This window comes from Pseudomonas persica, from assembly GCF_900291015.1.
GTDB lineage: Bacteria > Pseudomonadota > Gammaproteobacteria > Pseudomonadales > Pseudomonadaceae > Aquipseudomonas.
This window is the reverse complement of sequence record NZ_OLKL01000011.1, coordinates 1-16445: the sequence shown is the minus strand read 5'-3', so window position 1 is coordinate 16445 and position 16445 is coordinate 1. Positions and strand designations below refer to the sequence as shown.

The following is a 16445-nucleotide window of genomic DNA, read 5'->3' as shown; positions in this document are numbered from 1 at the left end:
AATCACGCCCCAGGCAGCAACCCATCCACCCGCAACAACGTCTCCAGGCAATGCTCCTGCACCCCATAGAACGCCTTGAGCTGGGCAATCTTCTCCAGCAACGCGCCGTTGTCCACAGCCTGGCGCCGCTTCACCGCAAGAATCATCTTGTTCTTGTTGGTGTGCTCCAGCGAAATGAACTCGAACACCTTGGTCTCGTACCCGCAGGCTTCCAGGTACAGCGCACGCAGGCTATCAGTCAGCATCTCGGCCTGCTGGCCAAGGTGCAGGCCGTACTGCAGCATCGGTTGCAACAACCCCGGGCTGTGCAGTTGCGGGCGGATCTGTTTGTGGCAGCACGGTGAGCACATGATGATCGCGGCGTTGCAGCGGATGCCGGTGTGGATGGCGTAGTCGGTGGCGATGTCGCAGGCATGCAGGGCAATCATCACTTCGATCGCCGCGGGCACCACGCTACGCACGTCGCCACACTGGAACTCCAGGCCCGGGTGTTCCAGGCGCAAAGCGGCAGCGTTGCACAGGTCGACCATGTCCTGGCGCAGCTCGACACCGGTTACCTGTGCCTCAAGGCCCAGGCTGTTGCGCAGGTAGTCGTGCATGGCAAAGGTCAGGTAACCCTTGCCCGAACCGAAGTCGGCCACCCGCAGCGCCTGCTCCGCCGGCACCGGGGCGCTGGCCAGGGCGTGGTCGAAGACTTCGATGAACTTGTTGATCTGCTTCCACTTGCGCGACATGGACGGGATCAGCGCGCCTTGTGCGTCAGTCACGCCGAGGTCACGCAGGAACGGCCGTGACAGCTCCAGGTAGCGCTTCTTCTCGCGGTCATGGCCACTGCTGCTGGCAGCTTCGCGCGGTGCCTGTGCGCCGTGGCGCTGAAGCATGGGCTTGCCCTTCTTGCTGAAGGTCAACTGCACTTCACCGTCGGCGTCGAACAGGTGCGCGTTGCGGAAACTGTCCGGCAGCAGCTCGGCGACCAGCGCCTGGGCCTGATCCAGTGCCAGGTTGCGGGTGATGTCGCGGGTCTGGTGGCGGTATACCAGCGACAGGCATGGCTGGCCCTTGACCAGCAGCGGCTTGGCAATGATCCGTTGCAAGGTCTGGTCGGCACCGACATGGCGCGCCAGCACCAGCTTGACCAGGGTATTGCCATGCAGGGCGGCGTTCAGCAGGTCGAGAAACCGGTTGCGCGCATCCGGCGCGGACGGGGCGGAAGAACTGGCGGACATGGAAAAACGGTGCCTCGGATAGCGGGGAGCGCATTCTACACCCTGTGGGAGCGGGTTTACCCGCGAATGCGTCGCTGGCCTCAAGCCAGCATTCGCGGGTGAACCCGCTCCCACAGGGGACACATCAAGTCCGCGGGTTTCGACTCAATCGAGAATCACCAGCCGGTTGGGCAGCTCATTACGGGAATGAGTAGGCGGCACGTGCTCGCTGAGCAGCTCGCCGCAAGCCTCGATGCACTCGACAAAACCCTGCAAGGTGCGGCCCTGGCGTACCTGTTCGGCAAAGCGGGCGACGATGGCCGCACGGGCGGTGGCATCCAGGTAGCGCTCGATGCCGCGGTCGACCAGGATCTCCACATGCCGCTCCGCCTCGCTGACGAAGATCAACACCCCCGTGGCACCTGCCGTGCGCTGCAGGTTCTGTTCGCGAAACTGCTGGCGGGCCAGACGCGAGGCGCGCCAGCGGCGCAATGCCCGGGGGATCAGCCAGCCGCCCAGGCGTGGGTTGCGCAGCAGCAGACACAGGCCGACGAACAGCAGCACATTGGCCACCAGCAAGCCACGCACGCCGGGCCAGCCCAGCAGCCAGTGCAACAGGCCCGGCACGGCCAGCGCCAACACAGCGGCCCAGAACAATGGCCAATAGGCGTAATCATCGGCACGGCGGGCCAGCACCGTCACCAGTTCGGCATCGGTGCGCCGTTCGGCACGGGCAATGGCTTCAGCGATCTGGCGCTGATGGTATTCGTCGAGGGGGGTCATGCCATCGGTCTCTTGAGCGTTCTTATAGTTGTTGTCCCGGCATTCGGGGCTTCGTCCGCTGGCGAGATATTCAGGCATAATCCGCCTCTGGAAGAAATGCCTGCAAATCGTACAACAATAGCCGCCTGAAAACTTCGGCCGCGCGCGTATCACCATGGATACGGCAGAGGCCCCATAACGGAATTGATGATGAAACTGTCTTTGCTGGGCCTGGCCATGGGCCTTGCCAGTCAGGCGGCCCTCGCCGCCCCCTCCGCCCCGCCCCTGCAGGACAAGCAGGCGTTCATCGACCATCTGATCAGCCAGATGACCGAAGCCGAGAAGATCGGCCAGTTGCGCCTGATCAGTATCGGGCCGGAAATGCCCAAGGATAAGATCCGCGAGGAAATTGCCGCCGGGCGCATCGGCGGCACCTTCAACTCACGCACTGCCCCCGAAAACCGGCCGATGCAGGACGCGGCCATGCGCAGCCGCCTGAAGATCCCGATGTTCTTCGCCTACGACACCGTCCACGGCGAACGCACCATTTTCCCGATCGGCCTGGGCATGGCCGCGACCTGGGACATGGACGCCGTCGCCAAGGTCGGCCGCACCGCCGCCATCGAGGCCGCAGCCGACGCCCTGGACATGACCTTCGCTCCGATGGTCGATATCGCCCGCGACCCGCGCTGGGGCCGCACCAGTGAAGGCTTCGGCGAAGACACCTACCTGACCTCGAAGATCGGCCAGGTGATGGTCCGTTCGTTCCAGGGCAGCAGCCCGGCCAACCCCGACAGCATCATGGCCATCGTCAAGCACTTCGCCCTGTATGGCGCGGTGGAAGGCGGGCGCGACTACAACACGGTCGATATGAGCCTGCCAAAAATGTACAACGACTACCTGCCACCCTACCGCGCCGCACTCGATGCTGGTGCCGGCGGGGTGATGGTGGCGTTGAACTCGATCAACGGCGTGCCGGCCACCTCCAACACCTGGCTGATGAACGACCTGCTGCGCAAGGAGTGGGGCTTCAAGGGCGTGACCATCAGCGACCACGGCGCCATCCAGGAGCTGATCCGCCATGGCGTCGCCCGCGACGGCCGCGAAGCCGCCAAGCTGGCGATCAAGGCCGGTATCGACATGAGCATGAACGACACCCTGTACGGCGAAGAGCTGCCTGGCCTGCTGAAGTCCGGCGAAGTGACCCAGGGCGAGCTGGACCAGGCGGTGCGCGAAGTGCTGGGTGCCAAGTACGACATGGGCCTGTTCAAGAACCCGTACGTGCGCATCGGCAAGGCCGAAACCGACCTGAAGGACTACTACGGCAACGAGCGCCTGCACCGCGACGCCGCGCGTGACGTGGCGCGCCGCAGCCTGGTGCTGCTGGAAAACCGCAACCAGACCCTGCCGCTGAAAAAGGCCGGCACCATCGCCCTGGTCGGCCCGCTGGCCGATGCGCCGATCGACATGATGGGCAGCTGGGCTGCCGACGGCAAACCAGTGCACTCGGTGACCGTGCGCGAAGGCCTGCGCCGCGCCGTGGAGGGCAAGGCCAAGCTGATCTACGCCAAAGGTTCCAACGTCACCGGCGACAAGGCGATGTTCGATTACCTGAACTTCCTCAACTTCGATGCCCCGGAAATCGTCGACGACCCGCGCCCGCCTGCGGTGCTGATCGACGAGGCGGTGAAGGCGGCGAAACAGTCCGATGTGGTGGTGGCAGTGGTCGGCGAATCCCGCGGCATGTCCCACGAGTCGTCGAGCCGCACCACCCTGGAAATCCCGGCCAGCCAGCGTGAGCTGATCAAGGCCCTGAAAGCCACCGGCAAGCCGCTGGTGCTGGTGCTGATGAACGGCCGCCCACTGTCGATTGCCTGGGAACGCGAGCAGGCCGACGCCATCCTCGAAACCTGGTTCGCCGGTACCGAAGGCGGCAACGCGATCGCCGATGTGCTGTTCGGCGACTACAACCCGTCCGGCAAGCTGGCCATCACCTTCCCGCGTTCGGTCGGGCAGATCCCGATGTACTACAACCACACCCGTATTGGCCGGCCTTTCACGCCGGGCAAGCCGGGCAACTACACCTCGCAGTATTTCGAGGAGCCCAATGGCCCGCTGTACCCGTTCGGCTATGGCCTGAGCTACAGCAGCTTCGAGCTGTCGGGGCTGAAGCTGTCGAACAGGGACCTCAAGCGTGGCGACACGCTGGAGGCCAACGTGACGGTGAAGAACACCGGCAAGCTGGCAGGCGAGACCGTGGTGCAGTTGTACCTGCAGGATGTATCGGCATCGATGAGCCGCCCGGTAAAGGAGCTGAAGAACTTCCAGAAGCTGATGCTCAAACCGGGTGAGTCGCGCACGTTGAGCTTCCGCATCAACGAGGACGACCTGAAGTTCTACAATGGCCAGCTGCAGCGGGTTGCCGAGCCAGGGGAGTTCAATGTCCAGGTAGGGCTGGACTCCCAGGCGGTGCAGCAGCAGAGTTTTGAACTGCTGTAACTGACTGGTCGCCTGTAACGGCCCTTTTGCGGGTAAACCCGCTCCCACAGCTACTGCGCAAGCAGATGACCTGCGCGATACCTGTGGGAGCGGGTTCACCCGCGAAGAGGCCGGCCCTGATATCCCATTCATCCGGATCCGCCCCATGCCCTTTTCCGTTCGCGCCCTGCGTCTGGGGCTGATCACCCTGCTGATCGTGCTGGGCACCGCCTTCAGCGCCGGCTGGGCCATGCACCAGGCCAAGCGCCAGGCGATGGAAGACGACGCCCGGCGTGCCAGCCAGCAGCTGGGCCTGTACGCCAATGCCCTGCACACCCTGATCGACCGCTACCGCGCCCTGCCCGCCGTGCTGGCGCTGGACCCGGAACTGATCGCCGCCCTGCGCGGCCCGGTCAGCAAACCGGTGCAGGAGGCCCTGAACCGCAAGCTCGAGCGCATCAACGGCGCCGCCAACTCCTCCACCCTCGAACTGCTCGACCGCACTGGCCTGGCCATCGCCGCCAGCAACTGGCGGCTGCCCAGCAGCTACGTGGGCTCCAACTACGGCTTCCGGCCCTACTTCAAGCAAACCCGCAGCCAGGGCAGTGGCCGCTTCTACGCCGTGGGCGTGACCAGTGGCGTGCCGGGCTACTTCCTCGCCAGCGCGGTTAACGACGAGCATGGCCGCTTCCTCGGTGCCATCGTGGTGAAGCTGGAGTTCCCCGAACTGGAACGCGAATGGCGCCAGGGCAGCGATATCCTGCTGGTCAGCGATGCCCGCGGCATCACCTTCATCGCCAACCAGGATGGCTGGCGCTACCGCGAGCTGCAACCACTCAGTGGCGCCGACCGTGCCGAGCTGGCCGAAACCCGTCAGTACGACAAGCAACCGCTGGTGCCGCTGCTGCACCAGGTACTGACGCGCTTTGCCGCCAATAGCACCCTTAGCCGCGTACAAGGCCCGGAGGGCAGCGCCGAGTACCTGTGGGAAAGCCTGCCGCTGACGGGCGAGAACTGGACCTTGCACCTGCTGCGCAAGCCACAGGTCGCCGCCGACGGCCGCAATGCCGCCCTCGGCGCTGCCGCCGTGTGGCTGAGCCTGGTGTTCGCGGCGCTGTTCGTCAGCCAGCGCCTGCGCCTGGCCCGCCTGCGCCAGCGCAGCCGGGAGGAGCTCAAGCGCCAAGTCGAGGAACGCACCCGTGAGCTGCGCACCGCCCAGGAGGGCCTGGTGCAATCGGCCAAGCTGGCCGCGCTGGGGCAGATGTCGGCAGCCATGGCCCATGAAATCAACCAGCCGCTGACCACCCAGCGCATGCAGCTGGAAACCCTGCGCCTGCTGCTCGACCATGGTCGCCATGACGAAGCACGCCAGGCGCTGGAACCGCTGGAGCAGATGCTCACGCGCATGGCCGCGCTCACCAGCCACCTGAAAACCTTCGCCCGCAACAGCCCGGTCGGTCTGCGCGAACGCCTCGACCTGGCCACTGTAGTCGACCAGGCCCTGCACCTGCTGGAAGCACGCATCCGCAGCGAGGAAGTGGAGGTTGCCCTGTACCTGGCGCGCCCGGCCTGGGTGCGCGGCGATGCCATTCGCCTGGAACAGGTGCTGATCAACCTGCTGCGCAATGCCCTCGACGCCATGGCCGACAAGCGCTACAAACGCCTGGAGATCCGCATCGAGCCCGACGGCGAGCGGTGGCGCCTGAGTGTGCTGGATTCGGGTGGCGGCATTGCCGAGGCCGACCTGGCCAAGGTCTTCGACCCGTTCTTCACCACCAAGCCGGTTGGCGAGGGCCTGGGGCTGGGGCTGGCCATTTCCTACGGCATCGTCCACGAGGCCGGTGGCCAACTGCAGGCCGAAAACCTGCCCGGCGGCGCGCGCCTGAGCCTTACCCTGCCCCGTGACCTGGAGCCTGTATGTTGAATTCAGTGATCGTCGTCGATGATGAAGCCAGTATCCGCACCGCGGTCGAACAATGGTTGAGCCTGTCCGGCTTCAGCGTGCAACTGTTCGCCCGCGCCGAGGAATGCCTGGCGCACCTGCCGCGGCATTTTCCCGGGGTGATCATCAGCGATGTGCGCATGCCGGGCATCGATGGCCTGCAATTGCTCGAACGCTTGCAGGCGGACGACCCCGACTTGCCGGTGATTCTGCTGACCGGCCACGGCGATGTGCCCATGGCGGTAGAAGCCATGCGCAGCGGGGCCTACGACTTCCTGGAAAAACCCTTCACCCCGCAGCACCTGCTGGGCAGCCTGCGCCGGGCCCTGGAAAAGCGCCAGCTGGTGCTGGAAAACCGCCGGCTGCACGAGCAGGCCGACCTCAAGTCACGCCTGGAAGGCACGCTACTTGGCATGTCCCAGGGCCTGCAACAGCTGCGTCGGCAGGTGCTGGACCTGGCCAGCCTGCCGGTCAATGTACTGATCCGTGGCGAAACCGGTAGCGGCAAGGAGCGCGTGGCCCGCTGCCTGCACGATTTTGGCCCGCGCGCCGGCAAGCCCTTCGTCGCCCTCAACTGCGCAGCCATCCCCGAATCGCTGTTCGAAGCCGAACTGTTCGGCCATGAAAGCGGCGCCTTTACCGGTGCCCAGGGCAAGCGCATCGGCAAGCTGGAGTACGCCAACGGTGGCACGGTGTTTCTCGACGAAATCGAAAGCATGCCACTGGCCCAACAGGCCAAGCTGCTGCGGGTGATCCAGGAGCAGAAGCTGGAGCGTCTGGGGGCCAACCAAAGCATCAGCGTCGACCTGCGCATCATTGCCGCGACCAAGCCCGACCTGCTCGAAGAAGCCCGCGCCGGGCGTTTCCGCGAAGACCTTGCCTATCGCCTGAACGTGGCCGAGTTGCGCCTGGCGCCCTTGCGTGAGCGGCGTGAGGACATTCCACTGCTGTTCGAGCACTTTGCCCGTGCCGCTGGCGAAAAGCTGGGCCGTGCGGCCCCGCCGCTGTCGGGCGCTCAACTGGCGCAGTTGCTGTCGCATGACTGGCCCGGCAACGTGCGTGAGCTGGCCAATGCGGCGGAACGCCATGCGTTGGGGCTGGGTTCGCCGAACATCGAAGTGGCGCCTGCCGGGCAATCGCTTGGCGAGCAGATGGAAGCCTTCGAGGCGCAATGCCTGCGCGCGTCGTTGCGCCAGCATGGGGGCGAGATCAAGGCGGTGATGGAGGACTTGCAGCTGCCGCGGCGCACACTGAACGAGAAGATGCAGCGGCATGGGTTGGTACGCGAGGATTTTGTAGGGCGCAAATGAGCGGAAATCCGCTTATCGCGCTCAGCCGGTAAGCAAAGAACCGCTCATCAACAAGATTTTTTGGGGCTGCCTTGCAGCCCTTCGCGGGCACGCCCGCTCCCACAAAGAAATGCGACACGTCAGGCGTCACGCGGCACCTGTGGGAGCGGGCGTGCCCGCGAAGGGGCGCATAGCGCCCCCATTTGAAGCCCCATGCCCCCATTTGGCACACCTTCTGCAATTGCCTTGGCAAGCTGCGCCACGGCGCGCTCCACAAAAACAACGAGAAGGTACCCCTGATGGATAATGCCACCTCCCTGCCCGCCGGGGCGGCCACCGCGCCTGCCGCAGAAAAAACCACCGCCAGCCGCCTGAAGTCGATTTTCAGCGGATCCATCGGCAACATGGTCGAATGGTACGACTGGTACGTCTACGCCGCATTCTCGCTGTACTTCGCCAAGGCCTTCTTCCCGGCCGGCGACTCCACCGCACAATTGCTCAATACCGCCGCGATCTTCGCCGTGGGCTTCCTCATGCGCCCGATCGGTGGCTGGCTGATGGGCCTGTACGCCGACCGCAAAGGCCGCAAGGCCGCATTGATGGCTTCGGTGCTGCTGATGTGCGCAGGCTCGCTGGTCATCGCCCTGACCCCTGGCTACGAAACCATCGGCGTCGCCGCGCCAATCCTGCTGGTCGTCGCACGCCTGCTGCAGGGCCTGTCGGTGGGCGGTGAATACGGCACCTCGGCCACCTACCTCAGCGAAATGGCCAGCAAGGACCGCCGTGGCTTCTTCTCCAGCTTCCAGTACGTGACCCTGATCTCCGGCCAGCTCATCGCCCTGGCGGTACTGATCGTCCTGCAACAGACCCTGACCACCGAGCAGCTGTATGCCTGGGGCTGGCGCGTACCGTTCGTGATCGGTGCGCTGTGCGCCGTGGTGGCCCTGTACCTGCGTCGCGGCATGGAAGAAACCGCCTCGTTCACCAAGAAGGAAAAGGCCAAGGAAAGCCTGATGCGCACCCTGCTGCGCCACCCCAAGGAGCTGATGACCGTGGTCGGCCTGACCATGGGCGGCACCCTGGCCTTCTACACCTACACCACCTACATGCAGAAGTACCTGGTCAACACCGTGGGCATGAGCATCAGCGACTCGACCACCATCTCGGCCGCCACCCTGTTCCTGTTCATGTGCCTGCAGCCGGTGATCGGTGGTCTGTCCGACAAGATCGGTCGGCGCCCGATCCTGATCGCCTTCGGTGTGCTCGGCACCCTGTTCACCGTACCGATCCTCAGCACCCTGCATACCATCCAGACCTGGTGGGGCGCGTTCTTCCTGATCATGGCGGCGCTGATCATCGTCAGCGGCTACACCTCGATCAACGCCGTGGTCAAAGCCGAGCTGTTCCCTACCGAAATCCGCGCCCTGGGCGTGGGCCTGCCGTACGCCCTGACCGTGTCGATCTTCGGCGGCACCGCCGAGTACGTGGCCCTGTGGTTCAAGAGCGCCGGCATGGAGAGCGGCTTCTACTGGTACGTCACCGCCTGCATCGCCTGCTCGCTGCTGGTTTACGCGACCATGAAGGACACAAGGAAGCACTCGCGGATTACCACTGAGTGATGCTGGCCTGGCAGTACTGAAAAGGGGCGCTCCAGTGCATGGGGCGCCCCTTTTTTGTGATATGCGGCAGCCTGTGAGCCGATTGACGGCCTTATTCAGCTCACAGAATGAGCCGAATAGCGCCACTGCGACCCGTCACCTGACCCACCTGCTCGACAAGGCCTGCCTGATTCGCCTGCCTGGCGGGGGCCGCAGTACCCGCTACCGCATCAACACTCAGGACATCTCCAACGCCTGACGCGGTTCACGGCGCTGGTACCAGGAGGCCATCAGCACCAGTACCAGCAACACCCCGCCCAATACCGCCGAAGAACCGACCGTGCCGAAGTCCAGGCCGCCCTTCTCGTGCGGCTTGGTGAGGAAGTCGCCCAAGGTGGCGCCGAACGGGCGGGTGAGCACGAACGCCACCCAGAACAACACCACGCCGGGGATGCGTGTCCAGCAGCGGGCCACCACCACCAAGGCGATGGCACTGCCGATCAGCAATGCACCACCGGCAAACCCGAGCCCCGAGTCATCGGCCAGGTAGTCGCCCAGAGCAGTGCCCAGCGTGTTGGAAAACAGGATCGCCACCCAGTAGAACAGCTCGCCCGTGCGGTTCTTGATGCGGGTGACATCCAGTGGGTTGCCGCTCAGGCGCCATACCAGGAAGGTCAACAGCAGGAGGCCGATGAGGATGGCCGAACCTGCGGCATAGCCCAGGCCCAGGGTGCGGTCCATGAAGTCGGACATGGTGGTGCCGGCGGTACTGGTAGAGAGGATCACCAGCCAGTACAGCATCGGGTGGTAGCGGCGCGAGTACAGCTGGCCGAGCAGGGTCAGCAGGAACACGCTGATCAGCAGCAGCGAGCTAAGGGCATAGCCGATGTTCAGGGTCATCGACAGCAAATCGCCCGCCGTTTCGCCAAGGGTGGTAGCGCAGATCTTCATGACCCAGAAGGCCAGGGTGATTTGCGGGAGTTTGTTCATTGTTGTGCCGCTCCGGTTTGAGGTGCGGCGATGGTGCTGAGCAGCATTTGAAAAAACGGTTGGTGATGTATGAAAAATGCGTTGAGCGGCCTTCAATGACAGATTTTTCATCCTTAACGCCCCATTAATTCCACCCCCTCAAGCTGAAATGGCTGGCAGAACGTCGGCGTATGGGCAGGCACATCCTGAGCCAGAACCGCTGCCAGAGCCACAGGATCCACGCCAATATATATCGAATTACTCGATTTTTAAGCGCTATTATTTGCGCTTTTTAATCAAATTAATCGGCGTAGGATTAAACCCATAGAAACAAACAACCTCACCCCCCCCCTGGAGCAACGACCATGAAAAACAAACTGATCCTCACCCTGGCCCTCTCGGTTTTCGCGGCTGGCGCCTTCGCCGAAGATGGCTTCAACCGCACCAACGCCCACACCTTCGCAGCGGCCCAGAGCCAATCCGCTGCCTACGCTGAAGATGGTTTCGACCGCACCGGCGGCCAACGCTTCGCCGAAGACGGCTTCGACCGCACCGGCGGCCAACGCTTCGCCGAAGACGGCTTCGACCGCACCGGCGGCCAGCGTTTCGCCGAAGACGGCTTCGACCGCACTGGCGGCCAGCGCTTCGCTGAAGACGGCTTCGACCGCACTGGTGGCCAGCGCTTCGCCGAAGACGGCTTCGACCGCACTGGCGGCCAGCGCTTCGCTGAAGACGGCTTCGACCGCACTGGCGGCCAACGCTTCGCCGAAGACGGCTTCGACCGCACCAACGCCCACCGCATCAGCTGATCCCTGATGCGAGCACCCAGCCCGGCTTCGGCCGGGCTTGATCATTTGCAGGCGGGCACAGGCTTGGCACACTAGGCGCCTTTTCCACCAGGAGGTAGGGCCAGCAAGCCCAGCACAGATGTATTACTACGAACCCGCCAAAGGCCACGGCCTGCCCCACGACCCGTTCAACGCCATCGTCGGCCCCCGCCCTATCGGCTGGATCTCCTCGCAGGACCGCGAAGGCCGCCTGAACCTGGCGCCCTACAGCTTCTTCAACGCCTTCAACTACATCCCGCCGATCATCGGTTTCTGCAGCGTCGGGCGCAAAGACAGCCTGAACAACATCGAGCAGACCGGCGAATTCGTCTGGAACCTGGCCACCCGCCCGTTGGCCGAGCAGATGAACCAGAGCTGCGCACCGGTTGCCGCCGAGATAAACGAATTCGAATTGAGCGGCCTCACCGCTACACCGTCGCGCATTGTCAACGTGCCGCGTGTCGGCGAAACCCCGGTGGCCTTCGAGTGCAAGGTCAGCCAGATCGTCCAGCTCAAGCGCGCTGATCAGGAACCGCTGCCCAGCTGGCTGATCCTGGGTGAAGTGGTAGCGGTGCACATTGCCGAGCACCTGTTGAAGAACGGCATCTACGATACCGCTGCCGCCGAACCGATCCTGCGTGGCGGTGGCCCGGCGGACTATTTCGAGCTGGGCAACCTGTTCAAGATGGCCCGGCCGCCGGCCTGATCACCAGATCAGCTCACCTTCTGCGCTGACGCCCTGCAGGCGTTGCAACTCGGCCGTGGCTGCTTCGTCGGCGGCCACGGCGCCCTTGAACACTTGCCCGTCGAGAATCTTGTGAAAGCGCGGCGCGCCGCCCATGCCCAGGGCCTTGATCGCGATGGCCGCGTTGTAGCCACCGCCTTCCACCGGAACCATCGCCGAAACCGCTTCGAAATGCGGGAATTCCCTACGTGCCATGTTGCTATCTACCTGGTTGATCAAGGGCAGCATCTTACCCTATTCACCTGTACCGGCCCTATCGCCGGCAAGCCAGCTCCCACAGGTAGGGCGGTAGCCTTGAGCCGGCGATAGGGTCGGAGCAGACAACACCTCAATCGAAAGTATGCAGATCCAGGCTGCTGACCACCCGTGCCTGCACCAGCTCACCGAACACCTCCAGCGTTGGCGAAGCAAAGTATCCGCTCATCGCCTGCTGGTCGCGCCAGCTGCCACTGAGCAACCACAGGTCGGCATCAGCCTGCGAACGCTGCACAGTGAAGCTCAGGCAACCCGGCGCCCGCAGCGAGGGCTCGAGCAAGTCACGCAGGCGCGCGCCCAGCTCCGCCGAGCGCCCGCTGCTGGCACGGATGAAAGCAAGGTGGGTGACCGGTTGTGTCGGGGTCATTGCACAATCTCCTTGAAGCAGGCGGACGGAAAAGCCAGGTTGCCAAGCTTAGAGGCTCACCCGCGCGGCGCGTTAGGCCATTACTGCTCGCCGATTGCCTGATCCTGCAGCGCGGCAGGATCAGGCAATCGACGTGCAGCTTTTGACTAGCGCCCGCCATTGCCCAAACCTATGCTGCGTCGGTCAGCAGAGGAAAGCCATCATGACCACCGCCACGTCCATCGACCCGAGCCTGGAACTGCAACGCCAGGAGCTGGCCGAGCTGATCCGCCGCCACGCCGGCGAGCCCCACGGCCCGGCATCGGCCATCGATGACCTGTACCTGGTGCGCTATACCGAGAACGTGCGCTCGGTGCCGACACTGGCGCAACCCGCGCTGTGCATCCTCGCCCAGGGCAGCAAAAGCCTGTTCCTCGGGGACGAGCAATACGCCTACGACCCGCTGCACTACATGGTGGTCTCGGTAACCTTGCCGCTGAGCGGCGTGAGGCTCGACGCCAGCCCCGAGCACCCGAGCCTCGGCCTGCGCATGGACCTGGACCCGGCCGAGATCAGCCAGCTGATCGCCGAAAGCGGACCGATGCTGGTGCCCAACCGGCCTTCCGGTCGTGGCTTGTATGTGGAAAGAACCGATGCCGCGTTGCTCGACGCCCTGCTGCGGCTGATCCGCCTGCTGGATACCCCGCGTGACATCGCGATGCTGGCGCCGCTGTTTCGCCGGGAGATTCTCTACCGCCTGCTGCGTGGGCCGCAGGGTTATCGGTTGTACGAAATCGCCTTGGCCAACAGCCAGACCCACCGGGTTTGCCAGGCCATTACCTGGCTCAACCAGAACTACCAATTGCCTTTGCGCATCGAGGACCTGGCACGGGAGGTCAACCTCAGCATCTCGACCTTGCACCACCGGTTCAAGGCCGTGACGTCGATGAGCCCGTTGCAGTACCAGAAGCAACTGCGCCTGCAAGAGGCGCGGCGGTTGATGCTGAATGACGGGCTTGAGGCAGCGGTGGCCGGGTATCGGGTGGGGTATGAAAGCCCGTCGCAGTTCAGCCGTGAATACAGCCGGCTGTATGGCGCGCCGCCAATCCGCGATGTGGCCAGGTTGCGGGCTACTGCTGGCTGAGTTCAGCTTTGCTTGTGCCGGCCTCTTCGCGGGTAAACCCGCTGCCACAGGTTTTGCACAGATGCTGAAAACTGCGCTACCCGCGAAGAGGCCAGTACAGGCAACAGCTCTACTTCAGCCCGGCACAACCGCCTGCCATTGATTCTGATCAACCTGGATCAGGGTCGGCCCCTTGCGCTCCACCGCGTGCCCCAACGCCGCCTGCAACCCCGCCACATCCGCCACCTGCTCCGCCGCTGCCCCCAGCGCCCGCGCCACGCCGATGAAGTCGGGAGTGTGGATATCCACCCCGACCGGCTCGATCGCCCGATTGACCATGTATTTCTTGATTTCCTCATACCCCTGGTTGTTCCACAGCAGCACGATCAGCGGCACCTGCGCCTCCACCGCGCTGGCCAGCTCCGGCAAGGTGAACTGCAAACCGCCATCACCAATCAGGCACACCGCAGGCGCCCGCTCGCCGACCTGTTCCGCGCTGCCCAGCCAGGCGCCCATGGCCGCCGGCAATGCATAACCCAGGGTGCCGTAGCCGGTCGAGGCATTGAACCAACGCCGTGGCTGGTCCATATCCAGGGTCAGGTTGCCGGTGTACACCGGCTGGGTCGAATCGCCCACCAGGACGGCATTGGGCAGGCGCTCGAGAATCGTCGTCAGCAAACGCGTCTGGCTCAGGGCCGGCTGGTCCCAACCCGCCGCCAGTGCCTGGCGCAGCCTGGCCACCCGATCCGCCCCCCATGCGCTTTCACGCACAGGCTGCGGCAGGGCCTGCAGGGCGCCGAGCAGCGCCTCGGCGGCCAGTTTGGCATCAGCCACCAGCGACAGCGCCGGCAGGTAATTACGCATGGTCTGGTCCGGGTCGATGTCGATGCGCAACAGGCTGCCCGGGATCTCGAAACCGCCCTTGAAGGTCACGTCATAGTCGGTTTCGGCCAACTCGGTGCCGATCGCCAGCACCACGTCGGCCTCGGCCACCAGCGCCCGCGTGGCCGGCAACGACTGTGTCGAGCCGATCTGCAGCGGGTGGCTGGACGGCAGCAACCCCTTGGCATTGATGGTCAGCGCCACCGGAGCCTGAAGGTGTTCGGCCAGGCGTGCCAGCGCAGCACCCGCAGCCAACGCACCGCCCCCTGCAAGAATCAATGGCCGCCGGGCATTGGCCAGGCGCTCGGCCATCTGCGCCACTGCCTGCGGCGCAGCCCCCGCCCGGCTGCTGCGCACCGGGCGCCCCGGCAGCAGGTGTTCGGCCGGTTCGACCAGCACGTCGAGCGGGATCTCGATATGCACCGGCCGCGGGCGGGCACCTTCGAATACGGCGAACGCCCGGGCCAACACCTGCGGCAGGTCATCGGCACTCATCAAGGTGTGGGAAAATGCCGCCACACCCGACACCAGCGCCGCCTGGTTGGGCAGTTCATGCAGTTTGCCGCGGCCACCGCCCAACTGGTCGCGGGACTGCACGCTGGAAATCACTAGCATCGGGATCGAGTCGGCATAGGCCTGGCCCATGGCGGTGGTGATGTTGGTCATGCCCGGGCCGGTGATGATGAAGCACACCCCGGGCTTGCCACGGGTCCGCGCATAGCCGTCGGCCATGAACCCGGCACCCTGCTCATGGCGCGGGGTGACATGGCGGATGGACGAGCCTGCCAGGCCGCGGTAGAGCTCCACGGTATGTACACCAGGAATGCCGAAGACATGGTCCACGCCATAGCCTTCAAGGAGTTTTACCAGTACTTCGCCGCAGGTTGCCATCGGGTTTCACCGTGAATTCTGGTTGGGTTATGCCCTTATTGGACCCAGACACGGCTATCGCCACAATGCAAAAAAACACATACTAGCCATGTTCTGTAATCATGGCTTAGCGCAAATGAAACGCCTCCCGCCCCTGCCCGCCCTGCATACCTTTCTGGTCACCGCCCAGCACTGCAACTTCACCCGTGCCGGGCAGCAGCTGCATATCACCCAGGGCGCCGTCAGCCGGCAGATCGCAGCCCTCGAGGAGCATCTGGGCTATGCCTTGTTCCAGCGCCAGGCCCGCGGGCTGAGCCTGACCCGTGAAGGCCAGGACTGGCTGCCAAGGGTGCAGCAGGTGTTCACGCTGATCGAGCAAGGGGTGCGTGAAGTGGGTGGGCGCAGCACTACCTTGCAGCTCAAGGCACCGACCTGCGTGATGCGCTGGCTGCTGCCGCGCCTGATGGAATGGCAGGCGCTACGCCCGGATGTACCGGTGGAGCTGACCACCACGGTGCAACATGGGGTGGATTTTCGCCGCGAGGGTTTCGATGCGGCGGTGGTCTACGGCGATGTGCCGAACCACGGGCTGCGCGTGCGCAAGCTGTTCGACGAGCAGCTGACGCCAGTGTGCGCGCCGTCACTGCCTCAGGGGCCGGTACCGTTGCAGCAGGTCGAGGACCTGGCGCGACATATGCTGCTGCACCCGTCGCGGGATGAGCATGACTGGCGGTTGTGGCTGCAGGCAGCCGGGGTGACCCTGGGCACTCAAGGGCCAAAGCAGCATTTCGAGACGCTGGACATGGCGATGGCCATGGCCTCGCAGGGGACCGGTGTGGCCATCGGCGACTGGTCGCTGATCGGCGATGACCTGCGCGGGGGGCGGTTGTGCATGCCGTTTGCGCTGAAGGTAATGACCGGCAAGGGGTATTACCTGGTGAGCCAGCCCAGGAGTTTGCCACCGGGTTTGGTGGAGTTGCTGGATTGGTTGGAGGATCGGGCCAGCCTGTAAGGGCCCTTTCGCGGGTAAACCCGCTCCCACAGGTTCTACACCGACTTCGAAATCTGTGCAGTGCCTGTGGGAGATTCTATGGTTTTCAGCAAGCCAGTTTCCCGCCTTTGGTGACATATTCGTCCTGATTTTTCATCAGGGC

The 16445-nt window shown here is 64.3% G+C and carries 14 protein-coding genes and 1 pseudogene; 9 read left to right on the top strand and 6 right to left on the bottom strand.

The features are described from left to right. Positions 1–2: 2 nt before the first annotated feature. On the bottom strand, positions 3–1226 hold the full coding sequence (locus FQ664_RS05685; RefSeq protein WP_144170775.1) for a class I SAM-dependent methyltransferase: 1224 nt from the start codon (positions 1224–1226) through the stop codon (positions 3–5). Between the two features lie 144 nt (positions 1227–1370). Next, positions 1371–1988 (bottom strand): TPM domain-containing protein, encoded by a 618-nt coding sequence (locus FQ664_RS05680; RefSeq protein ID WP_144170774.1) that lies wholly within the window; start codon positions 1986–1988, stop codon positions 1371–1373. Positions 1989–2174: 186 nt separating this feature from the next. Here FQ664_RS05680 and bglX point away from each other — a divergent pair, with 186 nt between their 5' ends. From bglX to FQ664_RS05655, 5 genes and pseudogenes are all read left to right on the top strand, one after another. Continuing rightward, positions 2175–4466, top strand: a complete 2292-nt coding sequence (gene bglX / locus FQ664_RS05675) for a beta-glucosidase BglX (RefSeq protein ID WP_144170773.1) — start codon at positions 2175–2177, stop codon at positions 4464–4466. A gap of 145 nt (positions 4467–4611) precedes the next feature. Further along, positions 4612–6369: a sensor histidine kinase gene (locus tag FQ664_RS05670; protein ID WP_144170772.1), complete on the top strand. Its 1758-nt coding sequence runs from the start codon at positions 4612–4614 to the stop codon at positions 6367–6369. Next, positions 6363–7697, top strand: coding sequence for a sigma-54-dependent transcriptional regulator (locus FQ664_RS05665; protein WP_144170771.1), 1335 nt, complete (start codon positions 6363–6365; stop codon positions 7695–7697). Before FQ664_RS05670 ends, FQ664_RS05665 begins: the two co-directional genes overlap by 7 nt. Before the next feature lie 278 nt (positions 7698–7975). Next, complete coding sequence (locus FQ664_RS05660) at positions 7976–9295, top strand: MFS transporter (protein WP_144170770.1); 1320 nt, start codon at positions 7976–7978, stop codon at positions 9293–9295. Positions 9296–9413: 118 nt separating this feature from the next. Further along, positions 9414–9533 (top strand): annotated as a pseudogene (locus FQ664_RS05655) (DUF4172 domain-containing protein); the annotation flags it as partial. Here FQ664_RS05655 and FQ664_RS05650 read toward each other — a convergent pair. Next, positions 9512–10264, bottom strand: a complete 753-nt coding sequence (locus tag FQ664_RS05650; RefSeq protein WP_144170769.1) for a COG4705 family protein — start codon at positions 10262–10264, stop codon at positions 9512–9514. The pseudogene FQ664_RS05655 and the gene FQ664_RS05650 sit on opposite strands and share 22 nt — an antisense overlap. A gap of 344 nt (positions 10265–10608) precedes the next feature. Here FQ664_RS05650 and FQ664_RS05645 point away from each other — a divergent pair, with 344 nt between their 5' ends. Then, complete coding sequence (locus FQ664_RS05645) at positions 10609–11052, top strand: heme utilization protein (RefSeq protein WP_144170768.1); 444 nt, start codon at positions 10609–10611, stop codon at positions 11050–11052. Between the two features lie 118 nt (positions 11053–11170). After that, complete coding sequence (locus tag FQ664_RS05640) at positions 11171–11776, top strand: flavin reductase family protein (RefSeq protein ID WP_144170767.1); 606 nt, start codon at positions 11171–11173, stop codon at positions 11774–11776. Here the strand turns inward: FQ664_RS05640 and FQ664_RS05635 are convergent, their stop codons facing one another. Both FQ664_RS05635 and FQ664_RS05630 read right to left on the bottom strand, forming a co-directional pair. Continuing rightward, a complete protein-coding gene (locus tag FQ664_RS05635; RefSeq protein WP_144170766.1) occupies positions 11777–12043 on the bottom strand; it encodes a hypothetical protein in 267 nt (88 codons plus the stop codon). It lies immediately after the preceding gene. Positions 12044–12143: 100 nt separating this feature from the next. Further along, complete coding sequence (locus FQ664_RS05630) at positions 12144–12437, bottom strand: putative quinol monooxygenase (protein WP_063913220.1); 294 nt, start codon at positions 12435–12437, stop codon at positions 12144–12146. 202 nt (positions 12438–12639) lie between these two features. Between FQ664_RS05630 and FQ664_RS05625 the strand changes: the two genes are divergently transcribed. Beyond that, complete coding sequence (locus FQ664_RS05625) at positions 12640–13560, top strand: AraC family transcriptional regulator (RefSeq protein WP_144170765.1); 921 nt, start codon at positions 12640–12642, stop codon at positions 13558–13560. A gap of 114 nt (positions 13561–13674) precedes the next feature. Here FQ664_RS05625 and FQ664_RS05620 read toward each other — a convergent pair whose 3' ends face one another. Next, a complete protein-coding gene (locus FQ664_RS05620) occupies positions 13675–15312 on the bottom strand; it encodes a 5-guanidino-2-oxopentanoate decarboxylase (protein ID WP_144170764.1) in 1638 nt (545 codons plus the stop codon). 115 nt (positions 15313–15427) lie between these two features. Here FQ664_RS05620 and FQ664_RS05615 point away from each other — a divergent pair, with 115 nt between their 5' ends. Beyond that, complete coding sequence (locus tag FQ664_RS05615) at positions 15428–16303, top strand: LysR substrate-binding domain-containing protein (protein WP_144170763.1); 876 nt, start codon at positions 15428–15430, stop codon at positions 16301–16303. The last annotated feature ends 142 nt before the right edge of the window (positions 16304–16445 follow it).

What these genes read in the sequence shown, in the direction of transcription:
- FQ664_RS05630 (WP_063913220.1), bottom strand. Translation starts at nt 12,437, where the DNA reads ATGACCCCGACACAACCGGTCACCCACCTTGCTTTCATCCGTGCCAGC.
- FQ664_RS05685 (WP_144170775.1), bottom strand. Translation starts at nt 1,226, where the DNA reads ATGTCCGCCAGTTCTTCCGCCCCGTCCGCGCCGGATGCGCGCAACCGG.
- FQ664_RS05665 (WP_144170771.1), top strand. Translation starts at nt 6,363, where the DNA reads ATGTTGAATTCAGTGATCGTCGTCGATGATGAAGCCAGTATCCGCACC.
- FQ664_RS05650 (WP_144170769.1), bottom strand. Translation starts at nt 10,264, where the DNA reads ATGAACAAACTCCCGCAAATCACCCTGGCCTTCTGGGTCATGAAGATC.
- FQ664_RS05645 (WP_144170768.1), top strand. Translation starts at nt 10,609, where the DNA reads ATGAAAAACAAACTGATCCTCACCCTGGCCCTCTCGGTTTTCGCGGCT.
- FQ664_RS05670 (WP_144170772.1), top strand. Translation starts at nt 4,612, where the DNA reads ATGCCCTTTTCCGTTCGCGCCCTGCGTCTGGGGCTGATCACCCTGCTG.
- bglX (WP_144170773.1), top strand. Translation starts at nt 2,175, where the DNA reads ATGATGAAACTGTCTTTGCTGGGCCTGGCCATGGGCCTTGCCAGTCAG.
- FQ664_RS05640 (WP_144170767.1), top strand. Translation starts at nt 11,171, where the DNA reads ATGTATTACTACGAACCCGCCAAAGGCCACGGCCTGCCCCACGACCCG.
- FQ664_RS05680 (WP_144170774.1), bottom strand. Translation starts at nt 1,988, where the DNA reads ATGACCCCCCTCGACGAATACCATCAGCGCCAGATCGCTGAAGCCATT.
- FQ664_RS05620 (WP_144170764.1), bottom strand. Translation starts at nt 15,312, where the DNA reads ATGGCAACCTGCGGCGAAGTACTGGTAAAACTCCTTGAAGGCTATGGC.
- FQ664_RS05635 (WP_144170766.1), bottom strand. Translation starts at nt 12,043, where the DNA reads ATGCTGCCCTTGATCAACCAGGTAGATAGCAACATGGCACGTAGGGAA.
- FQ664_RS05615 (WP_144170763.1), top strand. Translation starts at nt 15,428, where the DNA reads ATGAAACGCCTCCCGCCCCTGCCCGCCCTGCATACCTTTCTGGTCACC.
- FQ664_RS05660 (WP_144170770.1), top strand. Translation starts at nt 7,976, where the DNA reads ATGGATAATGCCACCTCCCTGCCCGCCGGGGCGGCCACCGCGCCTGCC.
- FQ664_RS05625 (WP_144170765.1), top strand. Translation starts at nt 12,640, where the DNA reads ATGACCACCGCCACGTCCATCGACCCGAGCCTGGAACTGCAACGCCAG.